Origin of the sequence: Weizmannia sp. FSL W8-1119 (assembly GCF_038008605.1) — a bacterium.
Taxonomy (GTDB): domain Bacteria; phylum Bacillota; class Bacilli; order Bacillales; family Bacillaceae_C; genus Weizmannia; species Weizmannia coagulans.
The window spans coordinates 898,470-920,095 of record NZ_JBBOZL010000001.1 but is presented as its reverse complement, the minus strand read 5'-3'; the positions used below and the strand labels follow the sequence as shown (position 1 = coordinate 920,095).

Here is a 21,626-nt window from a genome sequence, read left to right as displayed (position 1 = left end):
GAACCCCGGGCTGGAGAAAAAGCCCCAAATCCGTGAAAAAGCGGCGAGAAGTTGTGTCTCGCCGCTTTTTTTCAATATTTAGGTGATATAAACCAATTTGCATGATGATGCAATTTTTCAGCAGGCAACCAAGCGGCAATATTTTGTTTATTTTATAATCGCTTTTTCAATCTTGCTGCTTTTCCGGTGTAAAAATTCGCACTCCAGCGGGAAAAGATTCAAACCGAAAGATCAATATATTGCCCCAGGCCGGTAATGTTTGCGATGATCCGGCTTTTTGCCGGTTTTCTTACCGGTTGTTCATTTGCTTTAAAATGGTATTCTGTTCCACCTGTGACGCCGTTTTGCCGCTTAACAGGATAAGCCCTCGAAACGGCACCTGCTTTTTCCACTTCAAGCCGGCGCAGGGACATTCCGTCATAAAGCCGGTACTGGCTTGCCTGATAATCGGGAATTGGAGCGATCAAACTCATGGCAGTCACCCCTCTAAATTGTTTCTATATTCTTTTCCCTTTCTTCTTTCATTTTAAACAGAAAAATGCGGACTTGCATCTGATTTGCAAGCCCGCTTTGATTACTTTCCGTTGTTCATCATTTTGTTGATCGTGTTAAAATCCAGTTTTTTCCCGTCTTTAACAATCGATTCAACAATTTTGTCTTCCAGCTCTTTCGGTACCCGTTTGTTTGCAATTTGCGAGACGCGCTGGATGATGCCGCGGACGGTATTTTCATCTTTAAAGTTCGCGTTCTGCAAGGAATTTGCAAGCTGGAAAATGTCATTCATATTGACGCCTGTCTTTTTTTCGATATTCTTGAAAAACTGATGGTCCACCTTCGTCGCTCCTCTCTTCAAGCTGTTTTATCGTATGAAAAAAGCAGCCGGAATGACAGTGCAAAAGTGGATTTTCAAGCGAAAAGCATTTAGCATCAATTGTGTTGGGTGTACAAGCAGGATTTACCAGCTGGTGTTTTGTCTTTCATCACCCCGATGAAGGAAAGTTTGGCGTTTCTCAGCTCTGTGTTTTGTCTTCATCGTCCCTATGAAGAACAGTTCACCGCTTCCCAGTCTCGTGTTTTGTCCTTCATCGTCCCTATGAAGAACAGTTCACCGCTTCCCAGCCTCGTGTTTTGTCCCTCATCCGGGGACGAAAAACAGTTTGCCGTTTTCCGGCCCAATGTTTTGCCTTTCAATACCAGCCATAAAAAAAGCGGGGAATCCTCCCCGCAACTTGTCAGCAGAAGCTTGCACCGACAATAATTAACAGAATGAACAAAACAACGATCAATACAAACGTGCTGCCGTAGCCGTAACCACCGCCGTAACCACCGCCGTAACCGCAGCCGCCGCCATAACCGTATCCAAACATGTTTTTCACCTCACTTCTTGTATTACACTATACAATATGTAAGGTGCAGGCATTCGGTATAGGCGTGTGTCAGGGACGGCATGATTATCCTTTTGGCTTAAAGAGGAGTGAGCCGATAAATCCGAAAATAATCGCAGCCGAAATGCCGGAAGATGTGACTTCAAACATGCCAGTCAATACCCCGACAATGCCGTGCCTTTGCACTTCCTGCATGGCGCCGGTTGCAAGCGAATTGCCAAAACTTGTAATGGGAATGGTTGCCCCGGCACCGGCAAAATTTACAAGTGGTTCATAAAGGCCGAGGCCTGATAAAACCGCGCCGACCGTCACGAGGACACTCATCGTATGTCCCGGCGATAATTTTGCGACATCAAACAGCAACTGGCCAATCACACAAATCAGCCCGCCAACCACAAAGGCCCAGAAAAACATTGCAAGCATTACGCATCCTTCCTTTCTTACAAATACTCGATGGCGCAGGCGTGCGCGATGCACGGGATGGTTTCGCCCTGCTGATAAGACAAAGGCGACAATAGTGCGCCGGTTGCGACGAGCAAAATTTTTTGGTATCGGCCTTTTTTCATTTCGTTTAGCAAATGGCCATACAGGACAATCGCTGAACATCCGGCACCGCTTGCCCCGGCATAGACGGGCTGGGACTTGTCATATACCATCAGGCCGCAATCCTGGAACTGTTCGCTGCGAATATCAAGATTCTTCTGTTTGAAAAGATCGAGCGCGATGGAACGGCCGATTTTCGCCAAATCGCCGGTCACAATCAAGTCATAGTAAGATGGATCACGGCCGGTTTCCCGGAGATGCTGTTCAATCGTATCGACCGCTGCCGGCGCCATTGCAGCGCCCATATTAAACGGATCGGAAATGCCAAGGTCCAGTACTTTTCCGATCGTGGCCGATGTAATCCGCGGCGCAGGCCCGTTTTCTTCCGTACCGACCACCGCGAATCCCGCCCCTGTCACTGTCCATTGTGCAGTCGGCGGTTTCTGCCCGCCGTATTCGGTCGGATAGCGGAATTGCTTCTCTGTTGTTGCATTGTGGCTCGAAGCCCCTGCCAGCACTTTTTCCGCCCCGCCGTGATTAATGATGAAAGCGGCAAGCGCCAGGCTTTCCATCGAAGTGGCGCAGGCGCTGAAAAGGCCCAGGTAAGGAATCGCATTTGTCCTTGCCGCAAAACTTGTCGGCGTGATTTGGTTAATCAAGTCACCGGCGAGAAAAAACTGAATATCGGTTTCCTTAAGGTTTCGCTTTTTCAGGGCAATGCCAGCCGCTTCCTCGATCAGTTTGCGCTGGGCTTTTTCATACGAATCCTCGCCGATCCATAAATCTTCAAAAAACCGGTCGAAATCGTCTGCTATCCGCCCCTTTTTTTCAAACGGACCCCCGACAACACCGGTTGAAAGAATGGCCGGACGGTTCGTGAAAGTCCATGTTTGCGATTTTGCGGCCATTACGATCCCCCCCACATCATGACCACGGTCCGAATCAGGACGACAACAAACGCGGAAAACACACCAAATACAATGACGGTGCCGGCCAGTTTGAACATATTCCCGCCGACGCCAAGCACATAGCCTTCCGTCCGGTGTTCAATCGCAGCGGAAACGACGGAATTGCCAAAGCCTGTTACCGGCACCGCGCTCCCTGCACCGGCGTACTGCCCGATATGGTCATAAATGCCGAAGCCGGTCAACAGCATGGATAAAAACACCATTGTGGCGGTTGTCGGGTTGCCGGCCGTTTTTTCGGTGAAATTAAACATGTATATATAGAAGTAAGTAAGGGCCTGCCCAACCAGACAAAAACAGCCGCCTACCCAAAATGCACGGATGCAGTTTTTTAACACCGGCCTTTTTATCTCATGCTTTTTTTCGAACTGATCATACGCTTTTTGTACGGGTGTTTTGTTTTGATTTTTGTTTGCCATTGTCTCAGCCCTTTTCCTATGTTAATTCCTGTTTCAGCTTGATGATGTCTTTAAAACGTTTTTTTGCCTTGCCGGCTGAAATTTTGTGCTTGTCCATATCTTCCTTCAGGCGGACGGTTTCCAGGAAAATTTTATAGTCGCTGGAAGTGATGAATTTGCGCCCGGGGTAGCGTTTCTTTAAAAAGGCGTTGAGCTGTTTTTCGATTTTCTTCATTTTAAAACGGTGCAGATGCCTGACTTTATAGGCAACCAACGTTTCTTTCGGCCCTTCAATGATGGCCACATCGTAAATGCTGTCAAAGCCGAGGACATCTTTTTTCAATTGCCCTGAAATGGCCTTATTCCCGGTGTTGCTGAGCCTCACCGGCGACGGTTGTGTTTTTTTCACAAGCGCCATTTTGCTGTCCTTGTGTTCCGGCCCGTTAAAACCGCAGCCGGAGAGCAAACATACTGAAGCTAAAACATACATGATTTTTTTCATACTCATCCCTCTGCACTTTCAACTTTTACCTTTCTATTTTTCGCGCAAGCGCAGATTTTATAATTAGAAATTCTTGCCGCATCCTGGAAAATGGGGAAAACAAAGGCGGAAGTGCAATCCTGCCTTCCGCCTTAGCTTTATCGCGTTTTTTTGCCACCGCAGCCGCATCCGCCTTTTTTGACTTTTTTCTGGTTGTTTTTATACGCCGGGACGGATGAAGGGGTGATCGGAATTTTGATGCGTGGTTTGCCCATAATCTTACCATCCTTTCCTCAAGATTCGCGCTTCCTTTTTTATCGTATGCGGCATTTTTATGGTTGTTCACTTCATTCGTCCATGATCCGCGAAAGGACGGTCTCGAGGAAGCTTGCCAGGCCGGCGATTGCAAGGATCATGACAACAGGCAACCCGATTTGCGGAAAAAGCACCCAACCCCCGTACAGGATGGCGGCGGACCAGACGCCGGTGCACCAGTGGCAACTTAATAATTCGCCAATCCATTTTCTGATCCCTGTTCCTTTAATTTCAATATATTCCTCTACTGTGCCATCAGGCGCTATTTCCGTTATTTCTTTATGGAACGGTTTTCGTAAAAAGGCCGTAATTTTATCATAAACCAATAAGCGCGTCAGCCTGAAACTGGCCAGTGCAAGCAGAACGAAATCAAGCCAATAGGAAACCATTTCCTGCCTCCTTCCCCGGAAGGATCCGGATGCAAAATGCCCCATGCAAGTTGTTTGCCTATTTTTGCAAAAACGCGGGGACATTCGTAACAAAAAAAGCACTGAGACAATATTCTATAGTGTACTGAAACTAAACCATTGAAGGAGTTGAAAAATGAATGAGCAGTAAATCCCATGAATATTCCCGTACTTGTGTTTGTGATGTCGTACAATTCATCAACGATTTGCAGGATGCTGCGGTGGAAGACAGCAGCTGCCCGACCAACTGCTTGAATCCCGTGCTCGGTGCCAACAGGGAAAAACATTCACATGTCAACACACGTCCATTCATTCTATATACAAAAGACGGTGGTGCTTTTGAACCATTTTACAAAAATCACCACTTTGACAGCTGCGACGACTTCTGCGAAAAATCGAAATTTTTAAGAGTCGAAAATGTGGAAGGATGCTGTGCTGTTGTACGGGTTTTAAAATGTGTCTGCGAACATCACGACGGCCATTCAAGGGTCCATTTTGAAGTAACCGATACGTGCATCACGCTTGATTTAACCGACTTCATTGCCATTCAATGTCTCGAAGATACATTTGTCAATTTGTAATGTATGAAAGTCGATAAGTTGCCGCTTATCGACTTTTTTTCCGGGGCTTTACTGGACCAGCAATTTAATGTCCGTGATCTCATCCAGATTGATCCAGGCCGTTTCCATGGAAGAAAAAGACATGACGGACAATTGGTCTTCCATCCGTTCAAGGATCACGGCACGATAGGCGGTGCTGTTCGTTTGGATCATGACGGGGATTTCCGGCAGAAACCGCGGCTTATGGATTAAATAGTCAATTTTTTCATGGACTGTCATTTCTTTAAACCGTTTCCTCGATGGCGGTTGGACGGTTTCTTGTTCCGGCAAAGTGCCGGTTGTGCCAGCGCCGTCCGTTTCAAAAGCCGTTTCCGCTTCCACCGCTCCGGCGGGTTCCGCAGCATTTGCCGCCTGTTGCTGTTCCGCGGCATTCGACGCTCCCACGTGTTCCAAACTATTTGCCGCCTTTGCCATGGCCGGAACAATTACGGCTCCCCCGCGTTCCGCAGCTCCTTCTGTTTTTTCCTGTTCTGACGTTTTATTTGGTATGGGCTGTCCCTGTTCTGCTTTTTCCTCCTGTGCCGCTGTATTGTTTTTCTCTTCGGCATGCCCTGTATCGCCGCCGGCAGGCATTGGTTCCGCGATCGTCCCATGGACGGCATGTTCAGGTTTTTCGCTAACCACATTTCTGTACACTTTCTGCATTTTGATCGCGAGCGGAACATTTTTCGGCTGGATAATATAAAGAAGCGGTTTTTGGCTGCTGTACTGGCTCTCCTCCATGTTTCCAAAATCCCTCCTCTGATTTCTGGCTCGCTTTATAACTATGCGCGGAAATAAGAAATGTGCCTAGGGGCTTGGAATCTCCCAATCATTTGATATTTCTGCCTTATCGTATGTTTTGGGGACAAGGAACAGAACCGCGGTTTCCACAGCATATTGGCACAAATTGATAAAGCAAAAAAATGTGCTTTTATAAGCTACCATCCGTCTATTCCAAAAATATGCGGATGAGTAGAATATATTAACAAAACGAAGGGAGGCATTTAAATGTCTTATTATGACTCAAACGGCAGCTGCTATGATGATCATCGCCGCCACAAACGGCAAGACGAGGAAGAACGGGGTCTTCTTTCGGAATTCGATGTGGATCAGTCGCCGTCCGTACCTGTACCTGTGACAGGCGTCTTTAACATGGCAAACGCCATTGCGGAAGTAGATGTAAAAGTAGAGGATTATGATGACCGCGTTTCATTGCTCGCAACTGTCGAATGGTCGCCGGCAGACCTGCCGCTTGGTGTAACACTTGCAGCCTTAATTGGAGCCGTTACAGGAGCAGGAACAGGGATCGTCATTCCGTTAACCATTCCGGCAACCTTCAGAATCTGGAGAAGAAATTCTTCCGGTACAACACTCATCTCTCAAAAAACGGATGAAAGCGTGGTTTCCGGCATCGCCATTCTTGCAGCCGGAGGGCTTGTTACCCTGCTTTTTGAAAACGTGACAACTACGGTTCACGCCGTGGATACCGATCCGTCCAAAGGGAAAAATGAATACTTCTTAACCATTGAACTCGGTACTTTTGCTCCAGATACAACGATTCCAGGGGCTGCACCTACACTGCTTGGAACCATTACATTGACGCCTCAAAATGTCGTCAGCTACACATTCTCTGCTGCAGAAATTGAAGATAACGACCAATATCATGATGACAACAAAAAAGGCCATAAAAAAGATTACAGAGACTGATGCCATGCCAAAAAAGCCAGGAAGATTTCACTTCCCGGCTTTTTTCACTTACGCTCCGGACAAACTGTTTTCATCTCACGTTAGCCCATAATATGATAGCCGGCATCCACATGGATATTTTCGCCCGTGATCGCGCGCGACAGGTCACTAAAGAGAAACAGCGCGGTATCACCGACTTCACTCGTATCAACACCACGGTGAAGCGGCGCCCTTTCTTCCATCACTTTCAAAATGCTGTTGAAGTCGCTGACCCCTTTTGCCGACAGTGTGCGGATCGGGCCGGCCGAGATCGAGTTGACGCGGATGTTGAGCTTCCCGAGGTCATATGCCAAATAGCGGACGCTTGCATCGAGGGAAGCTTTCGCAACGCCCATCACATTGTAATTTTCCATGACGCGTTCACCGCCGAGGTAGGTAAGGGTGACAATGCTGCCCCCGTTTGGCATGAGTTCCAGTTCTTTCACCGCTTTGGCAACGGCCGACAGCGAATAGGAACTGATATTATGGGCCAGTAAAAATCCTTCACGCGTCACGTTTGTGTAGTCACCTTTTAATTCTTCCCTGCGGGCAAACGCAACACAGTGGGCAATGCCGTCAATCGTGCCGGCTTCATTTTTGATCGTTTGAAAGCATGACTGGATTTGCTCGTCGCTTTCCACGTCACATTGAAGGATCAGATAATCCTTTCGGTTCAGCGTTTCAGCAAGTTCGCGGATGCTTTTTTCATTCCGGTCGAGCGCATAGGTAAAAATAATCCTTGCGCCTGCTGCATCAAGCGATTGGGCAATTCCCCAGGCAATACTGCGCTTATTTGCAACTCCCATCACAACAAATGTTTTATTTTCCAAAGATAAATGCATCGTGTTAACTCCTTTATTCACAATTTATATGCGATTTTTAGTACCTGATACCAATTCTACATGAACTTTTCGGGTTTGAAAAGCACTTGCGTTTTATTTGTTTCGCGATGAACGTGCCGGGGCTCCGGGGAAAATCAAACTTTTTTCAGCTGCCGGCATTTGTTCAGGCGCGCCGGACAACATAAAATAGAGATGGAAGGAGCGCTAAGCATTGACCCAAACGATCCTAAGACCATTATCCGGGAACATCGCGAAGCGTCCAAGTCCGAACTTGTATTCCGGGCTCGCCCGGAATATAAAATCTTATACTCACTTGTCAATGAGCAGAATGAACTGGAAATTGACATCCACTTTGGATTTAAACTTATTATACAAGGAGCGAATGTCGTGAAAATCGATATCATTGGGGATATACACGGCTGCATGGCGGAATTCAGGAAGCTCACGGAAAAAATGGACTATCAATGGGAAAACGGCATTCCCGTTCATCCGGCGGGCCGGCTGCTTGGTTTTGTCGGCGATCTGACAGACCGTGGGCCGGCATCTTTGGAAGTGGCCGATACTGTCTATCGATTGTGGAAAAAGAAGCTTGGCCTGTACGTCCCCGGCAACCACTGCAACAAGCTGTACCGTTATTTTTTGGGGAGAAATGTCCAGCAGAAGCACGGCCTTGAAACAACGGTGGCGGAACTGGAGGTGCTCCCCGTAAAAGAGCGGGAACGGCATAGCAAACAATTTATGGAATTGTATGAGAAGTCCCCGCTTTATCTTGTTCTGGACGGCGGCAAGCTTGTCATCGCCCATGCCGGCATCCGGCGCAAGGATATTGGTAAGATGAACAAACCGGTGCAGACTTTTGTGCTTTACGGTGATATTACCGGGGAAACCAATCCGGACGGGACACCAGTGCGCCGCGACTGGGCGAAAAATGACGAGGGGGAAGGCTGGATTGTGTACGGGCATACGCCGGTGAAAGAACCGCGATTTAGCGGCCACACGGTCAACATTGATACCGGCTGCGTATTCGGCGGCAAACTGACGGCACTCCGGTATCCGGAAATTGAAACCGTCTCCGTCCCTTCTTTGATGCCATATGTGGGAGAAAAATTCAGGACGTTCGCCTGAATTTTAAAAACATCCATAAGGGCATAAGCGGAAGCATGAAAATCTTCCGGGTACCATTAAAGGAGATCCAAAAAGGGCGGTTTAGAAAGAAAATGCATTTCTTTCCCTGAAACCGGGTGCTGAAATGAAAGCTCACTGCAATGGAGCGCCTGACGGGTGAAGCGGCTCGTGTTTCCGCCGTACAGGCCGTCACCGAGAAGCGGGTGGCCAATATAAGAAAGATGGACACGGATCTGGTGCGTCCTGCCGGTGTCAAGCCGGAGACGCACATGTGCATATGCCGGAAATTGCCGGACAACTTCATAACGGGTGCGCGCAAACTGGCCGCCATCCCGGACTTCGCGTTCTATAATGCTCGTCTCTTTTCTCCCGATCGGGGCTTCAATCGTGCCGCTTTTTTCAGTAAAAACCCCTTCCGCGAGCGCCTCATACGTCCGGAAAATTTCATGTTTCTGCTGCATCAGGCTGCATAAATGGTGGATATAACGGTTTTTTGCAACCAGGACAAGCCCGGATGTGTTCCGGTCAAGCCGGGTCACAACATGGATTGCGGATTCGGTCCCTTTTTTCCGGTAATGGCCGAGCACTGCATTTGCAAGGCTTGCGGACGGGTGCTCGCGGGAAGGGATCGTATTCATAAACGCCGGCTTATCCGCAACAAGCACGCTTTCATCTTCATAAATAAGGCCAAACGGAATATTTTCGGGCGTAAGATTGGGGCTCGGGGTTTCTTTTGGAAAAACAATTGCGGCCGTATCATTCGGCTGCAATCGATAACGGACCGTTACTTCGCGGCCGTTCACAAGGATCAGCCCGCCGCGGAATTTAATATCCGCAAGCGCCCGTTTCGAGATATGGCGCGCTTTTAAAAATTCTTTCAGTTCCTGATGTGCCTCAGCTTCTGTAATTGTCCACGATAATGTCAACATGTTTTCACCTAATCCGAAATAAAAGAATCATGCACCCTCTTCCAGAAAGGAAAAGGCCTGAAACGGGCAAACCGGATCTTTTCTTTTGCCACACGGTACTGGATGGACCGGACTTCCTTATGGAGTAGCGTTAAATGGTCAACTGTTACCAAAAAATCTTTCTGCCGGACCGGGCGCAACACACAAGTATGGTGCCCCGGCAAAATAAGCGGCGAGCCGATTGTCCGGAACACTTTATTGTTAATGGATGCCATCTCGGTGAGCTGGATCGATTGCAGGGAAGGGTGGACAATAGCCCCGCCGAGCGCCTTATTATAAGCCGTACTGCCACTTGGTGTGGCAAGGCATAATCCGTCGCCGCGGAAACGCTCAAAATGCCGGCCATTGATCTCAACATCGATGACAAAGGTGCCGTCCACGCATTTGACCGTTGACTCATTTAACGCAAGGTAACGCGTTTCGTGGCCGCCGTGCTCATACGCAATCATCGCTTCAAGAAGCGGGTAGTCCACCGTAGTGTAAGTTTTATGGGCGATCGCATCGACCAGCTCCTCAATTTCATCCGGCACCCAGTCGGCATAAAAGCCGAGATGGCCGGTATGCACCCCGACAAAAGCCGTCCGGTCAAGCCGGGAACTGTAGCGGTGAAAAGCATACAAAAGCGTGCCGTCCCCGCCGACCGAGATGACGATATCCGGTTGTGCTTCATCGTAAACAAGCCCGAAATCCTGCAAATAAGAACGGATTTTATGCATCCATATATTGGATTCCGTATCCCCTTTAGAAGTGATGGCAAATTTCAAGCTGCTTCCCCTCCCCTTCTTTTTTGCCACCGGTTTCATGGCTTTTTTTGTTCCGCGCGCTCTTTGTTTTTTGAAAAATACATTTGGGCTTCCTGAATTTCTTCACGGATCTCGGACATTTCTTCATCAAGGCGGAAAGCGGCTTCGGCAGCCCGCTTCAGCCGTATATTAATTTCTTCGGGAAATCTGCCTTTATACTTATAGTTTAAAGAATGTTCAATCGTTGCCCAAAAATTCATCGCCAGCGTCCGGATCTGGATCTCCGCAAGAATTTTCTTTTCCCCGCGGATCGTCTGCACCGGATATTCAATAATGACATGATAAGACCGGTAGCCGCTCGGTTTTTTATTCGAAATATAGTCTTTTTCTTCGACAATCCGGAAATCGTTTCGGCGCCTGAGAAGCCCGACAACCAGTTTAATATCATCCACAAACTGGCACATCATTCTGAGCCCGGCGATATCCTGCATTTCCGCCTCCAGCCGGCTAAGCGGGATGCCTTTTATGTTTGCTTTTTCTATAATGCTTGCTACCGGCTTTACACGCCCTGTTACAAACTCAATCGGGCAATGGGTATGCTCTTTTTCAAATTGGGTGCGCATCCCCTTTAACTTCACTTTTAATTCATCAACAGCCTGTTTATACGGGGTTAAAAATTCCTCCCAATCCACTGCCTGATCACCTCTTCGGATCTCATTCCAATGCAAAAACGGCCTCTACCTTATCCAGCATCTTTTTTCCGTAATTGCTGTTGCCCCGGATATTATCGAGCAAAAAATGAAGTTCCTCATCAAGCCCTGTAAGCTCCAATTTTCCATCTTTTGAAACAGCAACCACTTTTTTATGTTCAAATGCCGCCGTCCGAATCTCTTTCCAAACCGGAACAGGCAAATATAAATATGTATAATCCTCACAGCCGTCGTCTTCAGCCAGATAGATAAACGAACAGGCATCCGAATCGACGATCATTTGCCCTGCCGGCTTCAGGCTCCGCATGGAAACATCCGGGCGCTCAGCATACAGTTCGAGAATCCCGTCTTTCCATTCAGGCTGCCCCAGTTCAATAATCTTTCGCAATCCGTTTTCCCTCCCTCTCCTTCCCATCGGAGAACAAGTTTCAATCCCATTTTATTTTACCATATCTCCACAGAGAATAGACACTTTAAGGAAAGGATTCGCTTTAGTATAATGATGATGGAAGTGAGGGCTTATCATGAGCAAAGAAATTGAAATTGAATGTAAAAATATGGTCACCCGCCGTGATTTCTGCCGCCTTGCCCGGGCTTTTGGCATCGCGGAACATGATTTTAAACAGCAGAAAAACTTTTATTTTGATACGCCTGATTTTGCTTTAAAGCGTAGAAAATCGGCCCTGCGTGTCCGGAAAAAGACAGGACGCTTCCAGCTCACCCTGAAAACGCCGGAAAAAACCGGGCTGCTGGAAACAAGCCAGATGATCGGCGAAAAAGTTTTTCAAAAGCTCAAAAACGAGGGCTGGTTTCCGGAAGGCGAAGTCATGGAAAAATTAGTGGAACTGCAGGTGGCACCAAGTAAATTGGTGTATTTTGGAAAGCTTGTAACGAAGCGGGCTGAAATTGCATATGAAGGCGGGCTGCTCGTGTTTGACCATAATTTTTATTTAAACAAGGAAGATTTTGAGATAGAATATGAAGTAAGTGAACTGGAAACAGGCACAAAACAATTTTTAAAATTGCTGGAAACATACGGCATCCCGCACCATCCGGCAAAAAACAAGGTTCTCCGCTTTTATGAGGCAAAAAGGAGCAATGAGAGATGAGTACAATCAGCCAAATCGCGTTTTTAATGGAACTGGAGGCGCTGCAGTCGCTTTCTCCCGGCAGCAATGCTGCTCAAACGGGCAACAGCACCTCTCTTTTTCAGGAGATGCTGTCAAGCTTTATGGAAAATGCCACGGCTTCTGGCGGAAGCGGTAAAGACGCGTCCGGATCGTTATCGGCCCTGGCAGCAGCTTTCAACCTGGCGTTCAATCCATTTTCTTCTTTAACGGGGGAAAATCCGGCGCTTGACACGTTGCCTGCCTCAACGGGATTCGGCACGCTGTCGGGTAAGGAAACGCCAGCTGCGGCGCAGACAGGGACCGCGGCCCTTTCGGCTTCTGCCCAAAGCTCAGCTTCAGAAAGCACGCAGACAACAGCCGCTTCCGTCAGTGGCGGAATCCCGGCGAAAATCAGCCAGGCGATCCAGCATGCATCCGCAAAATACGGTGTCCCGGAAAAGCTCATTCAAGCTGTCATCAAACAGGAATCCGGTTATCGTCCGGATGCAGTCAGTCCGGCTGGCGCAGCAGGCTTGATGCAGCTGATGCCGGAAACAGCGGCCTCGCTCGGTGTAAGCAATGTACTTGACCCGGAACAAAACGTGGACGCCGGCACAAAGTATTTAAAATCTTTGCTGGGAAAATACGATCACAATGTCCGGCTTGCATTGGCCGCCTATAATGCAGGCCCCGGCAATGTCGACCGGTGCGGCGGTATTCCGCCATTCAAAGAAACACAGCAATACGTCTCATCGATTATGAATCATTTGGCATAACGATTGAAACCCGCCGCCCTGTGCGGCATTTTTTTTACGGGGAAATTTCTGAAGCTGATGAGGGGCATTGCCCGGTCAAGGCTCCACTTTTTTGTCTTTGTCTTTCATTTGCCGTATGAAGGACATTTTAATATTTTGGGGCATATGTTTTGTCTTTCATCATCCCGATGAAGGACATTTAATGGTTGGCGGCCCGTGTTTTATCTTTCATCTGCCCTATGAAAGACATTTTCATGGTCTCGGGCTCGCGTTTTGTCCTTCATTGGCCCGATGAAGGACGTTTCAACGGTTTCGGGCATGCGTTTTGTCCTTCATCAACCCAGTGAAGGACATTTGGCTGTCTGACGATTTATGTTTTGTCCTTCATCACCCCGATGAAGGACATTTCCCCGGTCTCGGGCTCGTGTTTTTTTCCCTTTTACAGATTCAAAAGAACATTTCGGGCCTGTATGCAGCGTGTTCTGTCCTTTTGACAAGTTCAAAAAGACATTTCGGGCCTGGGTGGAAGTCAATTTGTCCTTTTGACGGTTTCAAAAGGACATTTTGGACCCAATCGTTACTCCTTTTGTTCTTTTGACAGCTTTAAAAAGACAGTTCGGGTCCCAACGCCACTCCTTTTGTCCTTTTGGCGGCTTCAAAAAGACAGTTTGAGCCCGGATGCAGCCTGTTTTGTTCTTTTGACAAGTTTAAAAAGACAGTTCGGGCCCAATCGCTACTCCTTTTATCCTTTTAGCGGCTTTAAAAAGACAGTTGGGGCCCGGGTGCAGCCTGTTTTGTCCTTTTGACGGTTTCAAAAGGACATTTTGGACCCAATCGTCACTCCTTTTGTTCTTTTGACAGCTTTAAAAAGACAGTTCGGGTCCCAACGCCACTCCTTTTGTCCTTTTGACGGCTTCAAAAAGACATTTCGGGCCCAAGCGAAGGTCAATTTGTCCTTTTGAACCCTTCAAAAAGGTATTTCGTATCGGGCGCAACCTGTTTTGGTCTTTTGTCATCTTCAAAAAAACAGTTTGCCGTCATACACGCATACGTTTTGTCCTTCATCACCCCAATGAAGGACATTTACCACGTTTACAGCCCTATGAATTGTCTCCCATCAAACCGGTCGCGCAGGTTTTCCAAATGAATATTATAACTAACGCCTGTTTCAGCAAGTCTTAGGAAGTTATGAAAGTTTGCCAAATAAAGCGGATTGTTTGAGTTATTGCGGCCCCCTTGATAAAATAAAAAACAAATGGCAGATATGTCGACAAAAATTTTAATGAGCAAACCTTTCCGTCGATTTCAAATATACGCAAGATAAAAACGAGATAAAGGAGCAGTTATTCTATGGTGGAAAAGAAAACTGTGCCATATGAGATCATTGGGGGAGAAAAACTTGGCCGGCTTGTTGATGCATTTTACAAGCGGGTCGCTAAACATCCGGATTTAATCCCGATTTTTCCTGATGATTTAACGGAAGTTGCCAGGAAGCAGAAGCAGTTTTTAACGCAGTTTTTGGGCGGCCCCCCGTTGTACACGAAAGAGCACGGGCATCCGATGCTGCGGGCACGGCACCTTCCTCATGAAATCACGCCTAAACGTGCAAAGGCATGGCTGTCCTGCATGAGCGCCGCAATGGACGAAACAGGGATTGACGGCGAATTCCGCGACTTCTTTTTTCAAAGACTTGTCCTGACCGCACAGCATATGGTCAATACTCCGGATGATGTGCCAGGTGACGCAAATTGAAAAATATGATTGATTTGATGAAACATTCCAGCTGTTTTTCAAAAAAGCCGCTGGAAATCTATGTTTTTATCGATCCGCTTTGCCCGGAATGCTGGGCGCTGGAACCGGTTTTAAAAAAGCTGCGCCTCGAGTACGGCGTCTATTTCCGCCTCCGCCATGTACTGATCGGAAAATTATCCAATCTGAACGACATTCCGAAAAAACGGGAAGCCGTTGCGGATTACTGGGAAAAAACGGCGAGCCGCACCGGCATGTCCTGCGACGGCAGTTTATGGATCGAAAACCCGATTACGTCGCCTTATATCGTGTCGATTGCAATAAAAGCGGCCGAACTGCAAGGAAAAAAACAGGGGTTGCGCTTTTTGCGGAAAGTGCAGGAACTCGTCTTTCTTGAAAAACGAAACATATCGGATATCCAAATTTTAGTGGATTGTGCAAAAGGCGCTTCCCTCGATGTGGACGAATTTTTGCAAGACATCCATTCCGAAAGCGCAGCGAAGGCTTTTCAGTGCGATTTGAAAATTACTTCGGAAATGGAAGTAACTGAAAGCCCGTCGCTTGTTTTCTTTAATGAACATATTGAAGATGAAGGATTAAAAATTTCTGGACTTTATTCTTATGACATTTATGTACAAGTTCTTCAGGAGATGCTGGGCAAAGAGCCTTCCCCATTGCCGCTTCCCCCATTGGAGGAATTTCTGAAGTATTTCGGGTTTGTGGCATCAAAGGAAATTGCGGTGGTGTACGATATGCCGGTCCATGAAGCCGAAAAAGAATTGAAAAAGCTCGTTCTTCAGCAAAAGGTTCGGAAAATCGAAGGAAAGCACGGCTCATTCTGGAAATATATCAACTGACCCTTGTCTCTGGCAGGGGATTTTTATATGTAAAAATAGGAAAGAGGCCTTGCGTTTGCAAGGCCTCTTTCAACACGAACAAAGGGGATGGGAGAAATTTTTCACGGTCAAACAAAGGGGTATGTTTGCTTGTGATCAACTTCACATCTATATAATAGCACCCCCCTATACGGAATGCAAGTACTTGTTAAAGTGTTCACATATCTGTCAAATTTAAATTTTGCATACCGCGGCAGCCTGTTCATAAAATAGCACTGAACCTGTATAAACTTGATGAAAGGAGACTGGATATGAAAAAATGCAAACTTACGGCCCTTGCCGCCGGTTTCTTCGCTTTGTTCTGCCTGAATCTGCTCGGGCTGATGAAGCTTCTCCCCCTTTTTCTCACGTCCCCGCTTTTGTTCGCGGCCATCTTCGCGCTGCTTTTGTATGTTAACCGCCGTAACCGTTTTAAAGGATTTAACAACAGGCGCCACTTGTAGTGGCTTAAAAAACAGCGCTGCGGGCCTACATCTATAAAAAGTGTCCCATTTTCATTTATTTCCGGTCCCCTACAGCCATGCGGCGGCGGAAACAGTGCTGCCGCCATTTAATCGACCCATAATCGTAATGGCGCCGCCATTCTTTTATCCAGCAAGCAAATTTTCCATATCCTCATTTTTTCAAAGCACACCATCCGGCGCAGAAACTGTACCGCCGCCCGCCTATCATATGAAAGGCAGCCCCGTTCTTAGAATGCCGGCAAATAGATTTTCCATACCCGCCAACTTTTTTTCAAAAAATGCGACGGAAACAGTGCAAAATTTCCGCTGGCTTCTTTCGAAAAAAGGCCCCATACGTCAAACAGCGGCAGAAAAATTCCGCCGCTGTTTCTTTATCCGAGCAAGTTTTCCATTTCCGTTAATTTTTCTTCAAATACTTTTAACGCATCTTCGACCGGCTGGGGCGATGCCATATCGACGCCTGCTTTTTTCAATACTTCAATCGGATATTCCGAGCTGCCGGCGCTTAAATAGCCGATGTAACGTTTGACAGCCGGTTCCCCTTCTTCGAGGATTTGTTTGCTTAACGCGGTCGCGGCGCTGAAGCCGGTCGCATACTGATATACATAATAATTGTAATAAAAATGCGGAATGCGTGCCCACTCAAATCCGATTTCCTGATCGATGGCGATATCCGTGCCAAAGTATTTTTGGTTCAGCTTATAATACTCATCTGTCAAAAGTTCCGCTGTCAGCGCTTCGCCATGTTGCGCTTTTTGATGGATCAGATGCTCAAATTCGGCAAACATCGTCTGGCGGAAGACCGTCCCGCGGAAACCTTCCAGATAATGATTCAATAAGTAAATCCGCTGTTTCTCGTCTTTGATCGTTTTTAACAAATAATCGTTCAACAGCGCCTCATTGCACGTGGAAGCCACTTCCGCCACAAAAATGGAATAATCCCCGTACGGATACGGCTGGTTCTTCCGCGTGTAATAGCTGTGGACGCTGTGGCCGAGCTCATGCGCGAGGGTGAACACATTGTCAATATTGTCCTGCCAGTTCAGCAAAATGTACGGATTGGTCCCGTAAGCGCCCGAAGAATAGGCCCCGCTCCGCTTGCCTTTGTTTTCCACCACGTCAATCCAGCGGTTTTCAAACGCCTGCTGTAAAATGCCCTGGTATTCCCCGCCGAGCGGATGGAGTCCGTCAAGCACGATCTCTTTCGCTTTTTCATATGTCACTTCCATATCGACGTCCTGGACAAGCGGCGTATACAGATCGTACATATGCACTTCATCAAGCTGCAGCACTTTTTTGCGCAAAGCAACATACCGCTGCAGCAAACCGAGATTTCGGTTCACCGTCTCCACGAGCTGGTCGTACACTTTTTCCGGAATGTGGTTTGCCGCAAGGGCAGCTTCACGCGCCGAATGGTAATGGCGGATTTGCGCTACAACATTGTTCTTTTTCACCTGGCCGCTGAGCGTGCTCGCAAACGTGTTGGTGAATTTTTTGTAGGTCGCGTACAATTTTTGGAATGCCTCTTTGCGCACGCGGCGGTCTTTGCTTTCCAGCAGGCGTGTAAAGCGGCCGTGCGTGATCTGCACTTCATTGCCGTTTTCATCGATTACTGTCGGGAACTCAAGGTCTGCATTGTTGAGCATGCCGAAAGTGGTGCTGGAAGTATTCAGCACTTCCGAAACCTGTGCGAGCAATGCTTCTTCTTCCTTAGATAAAATATGCGGGCGCATTTCATTAATTTCTTCCAATGCATGCCGGTACAGCTGAAGCGGCACATAAGCTTCCAGGAATTGGTTCAGTTTCGCTTCCTCAATCGACAGAATTTCCGGCACCACAAACGCAAACGCGCTCCCAACCTGGGCGGCAAGGCTTTTCGCTTTGCTGTCCATCCCCTGGTAAAAGGCATTCGTTGTGTCCTGGTCATAACGCATATGCGCGTATGTATACAGCTTGCCGAACCTTTCCGTCACTTCATCCTGGAACTGGAGCGCATGATAAAGCTGTTCCGCGCTTTCGCCAAGTTTCCCCTGATAAGAAGCGGCACCGGCCAGCTTTTCTTTTACTGCTTCATATTCTTTATTCCAGTCATCGTCACTCGGAAAAATATCCTCAAGCCTCCAGGTTAATTCGTCAGGGACCTCGTTCCGGCTTGGCAACGCGTGTACTTTTTTCCCGTTTTCCATCAATTTTCCTCCATTCTTCTCAAAAAATTCCTTCTTTTTTCATTTTAGCGTAACTCCCCCAATCCCGCTACTGTTCTGCTTTCCCATTTGAAACATCCGCCCGCAATGCTGACGACAGATGGCGCTCCATATGTTCAAGTTCTTCTGTATTTTTTGGCGCAAAAACATTTTTATTCATATGGTAACCTGCTTTTCCTTTTGACCAGAGCCCCAATTGTACGAGCAGCTGCGCATACTCATAAATCATCGCCTTTGCCGCGTTCCTTTCGCGCACATACGGTGATTTTCTGAATTCAATTTCCTTTTTTTCCATCCTCACCGTAAACAGCCGCAGCAGTTCATCCAGTGAAACCGCCGCATTTGTCCGCAATGCGAAAAGGGCATCCAGCCATACATAAAATTGCCACTCGACCGGGTGCTGTTTACAGGCGGCCATGTGCAAAAGCGGCAGGCCGATAAACGGCGGCAGGGACACAGGGTGCATTCCCGCTTCATAAACGTGCCGCAAAAATGGGTCTTGAAAGGCTTTTCCAAACTGGATCTTCAGGCCGATCCAGCGCCGCCTTTCCACAAACCATTCAGGGAGCGGGACAGGGGCGGAAACAAGTGAAAACTGATCATCTGTAAACGGAAAAGAAAAGGCAGACAACGGCTTTTCCGCGTAACATGCGCGGAATGTTTTGGCAGATACGGGCATCATGTGGGATAAGAGGCAGACCTTTCTTTTGCCGGGAGCGTAGCTGAATAAATAAAAGTGGTGCCGGGTATGGCGCAAAAAAGACAATTGAAAATCACTGCAACGGTACACTCTTTCCGCCTCTTTCCCTGGGGACCGGAAAGGCATGCCGCCCAGTATCCAAACAGGCAAAATGCCGAGGCGCCTGTACCCTGCCGTCCTCTCCATCAGCCGCCCGAACGGGATCGGGGAACACTGGTATTCAATGGCAAAAAGCTGCCGGTATTTGCGCACCACAAGATCCGCCCTTTGCCGGATAGAAGGAAAATATTGTTCGAGGGAAACATCGAGGCCCTGCCCCCTCAACCATAAAAACAGGTCTTTCTTGCCTTGCAAATGCATCGGGCTTTCCGGTTCGGAAAATGTGGCACAAGTGGAATGGCGGTAATGGGAAAAATGGGGGGTGACATGGCTGCCAATTTTTAAAATGAGGGGTTCACGGCAATCCTGGCAGTAAAACGTATGGGAGGTTTTTAACTGCTGGAGATTCAATCTTGTAAAGCGTTCCGTCAGCATGATCAGCTCCCCCCGCTCGTTCAGCGCAGAAAGCAACAGCATCCTCTCCTTTTTTAACGTATCGGGGCCCGTTTTAAACACCATCCCCGCTTTTGTTGGGCCGGCGGCATTCGGCCGTATGCAGTTGCCGGCCTCTCTGCAAGCCCCATATTGGCCGGCCTGTATCTCCGGGCCCTTATGGCAACCGCTGTATAAACGCAATGCACAGCCGTATTGAATACATTCACCGCTCGGGGCGAAAAATCCTGTTTGCCCGGACGGCATTTTTCCGGATAAACAAAAAAATCGATGCGTTTGCGGCACCGATTTTTTATCGATTAAAAGTACGAGTTTAATTTCGCAAATACATTGCTGTTAATGATCAGCTTTCCGTATTCCAGGAGACGGTGGCTTGTGACAGAGGAAAGGTCGGAATACTCCAGCAGCTGGCTTAACTTAAAGTCATTGGCTTCTTCCGTTTCCTCTTCCGGGAAGCGGACATACAGATAATATTTGCCTTCAAAGGCGTACAGCTTCGTGCTGACGTCTTCCATCCGAACGTTTTTGGCCAGCGCCAGCAAATCTTCAAAGTCCTTGAAATACAAGACCTGTTCGAGCGGATCGCCGTCCGTGAAAACCTGCTGCATCGGCGTTTGGAAGTTCTCACTGAAGAATTCTTCAAGCTGGTCGCCGATTGGCAGTTCTTTCAGCTTTTCGTCCGGAATCGGCAGCTCAAAACGCTGTCCGTCTTTCGACAACTGCGCTTTTGTGACAAGCACTTCTAGCCCTTTTTCGAGCGCCTGCACCTGTATCCAAAGCGGGCCTTCCGGGTCAAATACATCGTCATCCGTGTGAATCTCATCCATCATTTCCCAGAACAATTCTTCGCTTCTTTCCCGATCATACCAGATTTCTTCACGATTAAACCCGCGTTTCTCTATATCAACGTACGAAATATAAAACTTCACCGTGTTCTCATTGATTCTTTCGATTTCCATACATCAGCTCTCCCTTCTTGCAGGTGTAGTGAAGGGACATGTTCCCCCATTCAGGTATAGGTAACCTTGTACTTTTATTTTATGATAAAATACTGGCAAATGGAAATAAAAAAACTTTCCTTTTTAAAATTCCACGCCGGCCCATTTCTTAAACATCCGGCAAAAAAAGATCATTTGCATCTTTTTTTGTATTGTATCCGATTTGCTGCAGAAATTAAAGGCAAAATTTTTCTAAATACATATTCATTATTTGACAATTTTATGACAAAAAGGTGAAGAAAACCTCCCGGGCCGGAACCTGGGAGGTGATTTGCCGGTTTAGGATTCGTATGAAAGGCATCCGGCAAAAGAAATGATAAAAGTTGTCAATTCACAAGCCTTTGTGCTTCCCTGAGCTGGAATGTCCGCACTTTCCGCGGCAGGAAGCGGCGGATTTCATCTTCGTTATAGCCGACCTGCAGCCGTTTTTCGTCCACGATAATCGGCCGTCTTAATAAACCGGGGTTTTGCTGGATCAAAGTGTATAATTCCTGCAGCGGCAGGGCATCCAGATCAACGTTTAATTTTTGGAATGTTTTCGAACGGGTGGAAATAATTTCGTCCGTCCCGTCTTCCGTCATCCGCAATATCCCTTTAATTTCATCCAGTGAAAGCGGTTCAGAAAAAATGTTGCGCTCTTTATACTCAATATGGTTTTCTTCAAGCCAGTTCCGTGCTTTTCTGCATGATGTGCAACTTGGTGAAGTGTATAATGTGACCATCTAGCATTCACACTCCTAAATTTTTATATTTGGATTCCCATTTGATTCTCACATTAAAATAAGTTTAATCAAACAATCTCTATTATGTATTATACACTATATCCGCGTTATTGAATATATTTTTTTGAAAAATAGTTTGTTGTATTTTTCCCCGGTTTAATAGTCTTCTTTTTCCCCAATTCTCTCTATTTAAACCCTTATTCTTCATTTATTTATAGAAAAGCGAAAAGAAGAACGCACTTCAACTGACATGCGTTCTTCTTCCCAC

Annotated in this window: 26 protein-coding genes; 8 read left to right on the top strand and 18 right to left on the bottom strand. The window is 47.3% G+C overall.

Annotated elements, in window-relative coordinates; all coding sequences use genetic code 11:
- Positions 1–218 precede the first annotated feature (218 nt).
- From NSQ19_RS04300 to NSQ19_RS04265, 8 genes are all read right to left on the bottom strand, one after another.
- A complete protein-coding gene (locus NSQ19_RS04300; RefSeq protein ID WP_061565365.1) occupies positions 219–473 on the bottom strand; it encodes a hypothetical protein in 255 nt (84 codons plus the stop codon).
- 101 nt (positions 474–574) lie between these two features.
- Positions 575–832 carry a stage VI sporulation protein F gene (locus NSQ19_RS04295; protein ID WP_014095701.1) on the bottom strand — a complete coding sequence of 86 codons (258 nt, stop codon included), beginning with the start codon at positions 830–832 and terminating at the stop codon, positions 575–577.
- A 400-nt stretch (positions 833–1,232) separates the two neighbouring features.
- On the bottom strand, positions 1,233–1,367 hold the full coding sequence (locus tag NSQ19_RS04290) for a YjcZ family sporulation protein (protein ID WP_013858813.1): 135 nt from the start codon (positions 1,365–1,367) through the stop codon (positions 1,233–1,235).
- Positions 1,368–1,451: 84 nt separating this feature from the next.
- The gene (spoVAE, locus tag NSQ19_RS04285; protein WP_019721849.1) at positions 1,452–1,808 is read right to left on the bottom strand and encodes a stage V sporulation protein AE; all 357 of its coding nucleotides are present in this window, start codon (positions 1,806–1,808) and stop codon (positions 1,452–1,454) included.
- Between the two features lie 17 nt (positions 1,809–1,825).
- Positions 1,826–2,836, bottom strand: coding sequence for a stage V sporulation protein AD (gene spoVAD / locus NSQ19_RS04280; RefSeq protein ID WP_340702454.1), 1,011 nt, complete (start codon positions 2,834–2,836; stop codon positions 1,826–1,828).
- On the bottom strand, positions 2,836–3,312 hold the full coding sequence (gene spoVAC, locus NSQ19_RS04275; RefSeq protein ID WP_118498030.1) for a stage V sporulation protein AC: 477 nt from the start codon (positions 3,310–3,312) through the stop codon (positions 2,836–2,838). Before spoVAC ends, spoVAD begins: the two co-directional genes overlap by 1 nt.
- Positions 3,313–3,328: 16 nt before the next feature.
- On the bottom strand, positions 3,329–3,793 hold the full coding sequence (locus NSQ19_RS04270) for a sporulation protein (protein ID WP_029141794.1): 465 nt from the start codon (positions 3,791–3,793) through the stop codon (positions 3,329–3,331).
- Between the two features lie 326 nt (positions 3,794–4,119).
- On the bottom strand, positions 4,120–4,476 hold the full coding sequence (locus tag NSQ19_RS04265; protein ID WP_017553974.1) for a DUF1360 domain-containing protein: 357 nt from the start codon (positions 4,474–4,476) through the stop codon (positions 4,120–4,122).
- A 158-nt stretch (positions 4,477–4,634) separates the two neighbouring features.
- Here NSQ19_RS04265 and NSQ19_RS04260 point away from each other — a divergent pair, with 158 nt between their 5' ends.
- Positions 4,635–5,075 (top strand): CotY/CotZ family spore coat protein, encoded by a 441-nt coding sequence (locus NSQ19_RS04260; RefSeq protein ID WP_017553973.1) that lies wholly within the window; start codon positions 4,635–4,637, stop codon positions 5,073–5,075.
- A gap of 48 nt (positions 5,076–5,123) precedes the next feature.
- Here the strand turns inward: NSQ19_RS04260 and NSQ19_RS04255 are convergent, their stop codons facing one another.
- On the bottom strand, positions 5,124–5,837 hold the full coding sequence (locus NSQ19_RS04255; RefSeq protein WP_328191820.1) for a CotO family spore coat protein: 714 nt from the start codon (positions 5,835–5,837) through the stop codon (positions 5,124–5,126).
- 267 nt (positions 5,838–6,104) lie between these two features.
- Between NSQ19_RS04255 and NSQ19_RS04250 the strand changes: the two genes are divergently transcribed.
- Positions 6,105–6,803, top strand: a complete 699-nt coding sequence (locus NSQ19_RS04250; protein WP_118498032.1) for a hypothetical protein — start codon at positions 6,105–6,107, stop codon at positions 6,801–6,803.
- A gap of 80 nt (positions 6,804–6,883) precedes the next feature.
- On the opposite strand, the gene fabI is transcribed toward NSQ19_RS04250, so the two are convergent.
- A complete protein-coding gene (gene fabI, locus NSQ19_RS04245; RefSeq protein WP_017553970.1) occupies positions 6,884–7,663 on the bottom strand; it encodes an enoyl-ACP reductase FabI in 780 nt (259 codons plus the stop codon).
- Between the two features lie 387 nt (positions 7,664–8,050).
- Here fabI and prpE point away from each other — a divergent pair, with 387 nt between their 5' ends.
- A complete protein-coding gene (prpE, locus tag NSQ19_RS04240) occupies positions 8,051–8,788 on the top strand; it encodes a bis(5'-nucleosyl)-tetraphosphatase PrpE (protein ID WP_118498073.1) in 738 nt (245 codons plus the stop codon).
- Positions 8,789–8,844: 56 nt separating this feature from the next.
- Here the strand turns inward: prpE and NSQ19_RS04235 are convergent, their stop codons facing one another.
- Genes NSQ19_RS04235 through NSQ19_RS04220 form a run of 4 tightly spaced genes read right to left on the bottom strand, consistent with a single transcriptional unit; the run spans position 8,845 to position 11,597 of the window.
- Positions 8,845–9,717: an RluA family pseudouridine synthase gene (locus NSQ19_RS04235; protein WP_029141799.1), complete on the bottom strand. Its 873-nt coding sequence runs from the start codon at positions 9,715–9,717 to the stop codon at positions 8,845–8,847.
- A gap of 8 nt (positions 9,718–9,725) precedes the next feature.
- A complete protein-coding gene (locus NSQ19_RS04230; protein WP_019721840.1) occupies positions 9,726–10,520 on the bottom strand; it encodes an NAD kinase in 795 nt (264 codons plus the stop codon).
- A gap of 35 nt (positions 10,521–10,555) precedes the next feature.
- Positions 10,556–11,191 (bottom strand): GTP pyrophosphokinase, encoded by a 636-nt coding sequence (locus NSQ19_RS04225; RefSeq protein ID WP_179234333.1) that lies wholly within the window; start codon positions 11,189–11,191, stop codon positions 10,556–10,558.
- A 22-nt stretch (positions 11,192–11,213) separates the two neighbouring features.
- A complete protein-coding gene (locus NSQ19_RS04220) occupies positions 11,214–11,597 on the bottom strand; it encodes a UPF0738 family protein (protein WP_340702453.1) in 384 nt (127 codons plus the stop codon).
- A 136-nt stretch (positions 11,598–11,733) separates the two neighbouring features.
- Between NSQ19_RS04220 and NSQ19_RS04215 the strand changes: the two genes are divergently transcribed.
- From NSQ19_RS04215 to NSQ19_RS04195, 5 genes are all read left to right on the top strand, one after another.
- Positions 11,734–12,318 carry a CYTH domain-containing protein gene (locus NSQ19_RS04215; protein ID WP_340702452.1) on the top strand — a complete coding sequence of 195 codons (585 nt, stop codon included), beginning with the start codon at positions 11,734–11,736 and terminating at the stop codon, positions 12,316–12,318.
- On the top strand, positions 12,315–13,094 hold the full coding sequence (locus NSQ19_RS04210) for a lytic transglycosylase domain-containing protein (RefSeq protein ID WP_340702451.1): 780 nt from the start codon (positions 12,315–12,317) through the stop codon (positions 13,092–13,094). Before NSQ19_RS04215 ends, NSQ19_RS04210 begins: the two co-directional genes overlap by 4 nt.
- A 1,329-nt stretch (positions 13,095–14,423) precedes the next feature.
- Entirely contained in the window at positions 14,424–14,825 is a 402-nt protein-coding gene (locus NSQ19_RS04205) for a globin domain-containing protein (RefSeq protein ID WP_061566779.1), read from the top strand.
- Positions 14,822–15,679 carry a ClpXP adapter SpxH family protein gene (locus NSQ19_RS04200; protein WP_340702450.1) on the top strand — a complete coding sequence of 286 codons (858 nt, stop codon included), beginning with the start codon at positions 14,822–14,824 and terminating at the stop codon, positions 15,677–15,679. The genes NSQ19_RS04205 and NSQ19_RS04200 overlap by 4 nt, the downstream gene beginning before the upstream one ends.
- Before the next feature lie 290 nt (positions 15,680–15,969).
- Entirely contained in the window at positions 15,970–16,161 is a 192-nt protein-coding gene (locus tag NSQ19_RS04195; protein WP_019721831.1) for a hypothetical protein, read from the top strand.
- A gap of 392 nt (positions 16,162–16,553) precedes the next feature.
- Here NSQ19_RS04195 and pepF read toward each other — a convergent pair whose 3' ends face one another.
- The 4 genes from pepF to spxA form a co-directional block, all read right to left on the bottom strand.
- Complete coding sequence (gene pepF, locus NSQ19_RS04190) at positions 16,554–18,368, bottom strand: oligoendopeptidase F (RefSeq protein WP_340702449.1); 1,815 nt, start codon at positions 18,366–18,368, stop codon at positions 16,554–16,556.
- Positions 18,369–18,435: 67 nt separating this feature from the next.
- Complete coding sequence (locus NSQ19_RS04185) at positions 18,436–19,662, bottom strand: competence protein CoiA (protein ID WP_259299096.1); 1,227 nt, start codon at positions 19,660–19,662, stop codon at positions 18,436–18,438.
- Positions 19,663–19,937: 275 nt separating this feature from the next.
- Complete coding sequence (gene mecA, locus NSQ19_RS04180) at positions 19,938–20,597, bottom strand: adaptor protein MecA (protein ID WP_029141808.1); 660 nt, start codon at positions 20,595–20,597, stop codon at positions 19,938–19,940.
- 365 nt (positions 20,598–20,962) lie between these two features.
- A complete protein-coding gene (gene spxA / locus NSQ19_RS04175; RefSeq protein WP_013858789.1) occupies positions 20,963–21,358 on the bottom strand; it encodes a transcriptional regulator SpxA in 396 nt (131 codons plus the stop codon).
- Between the last annotated feature and the right edge of the window lie 268 nt (positions 21,359–21,626).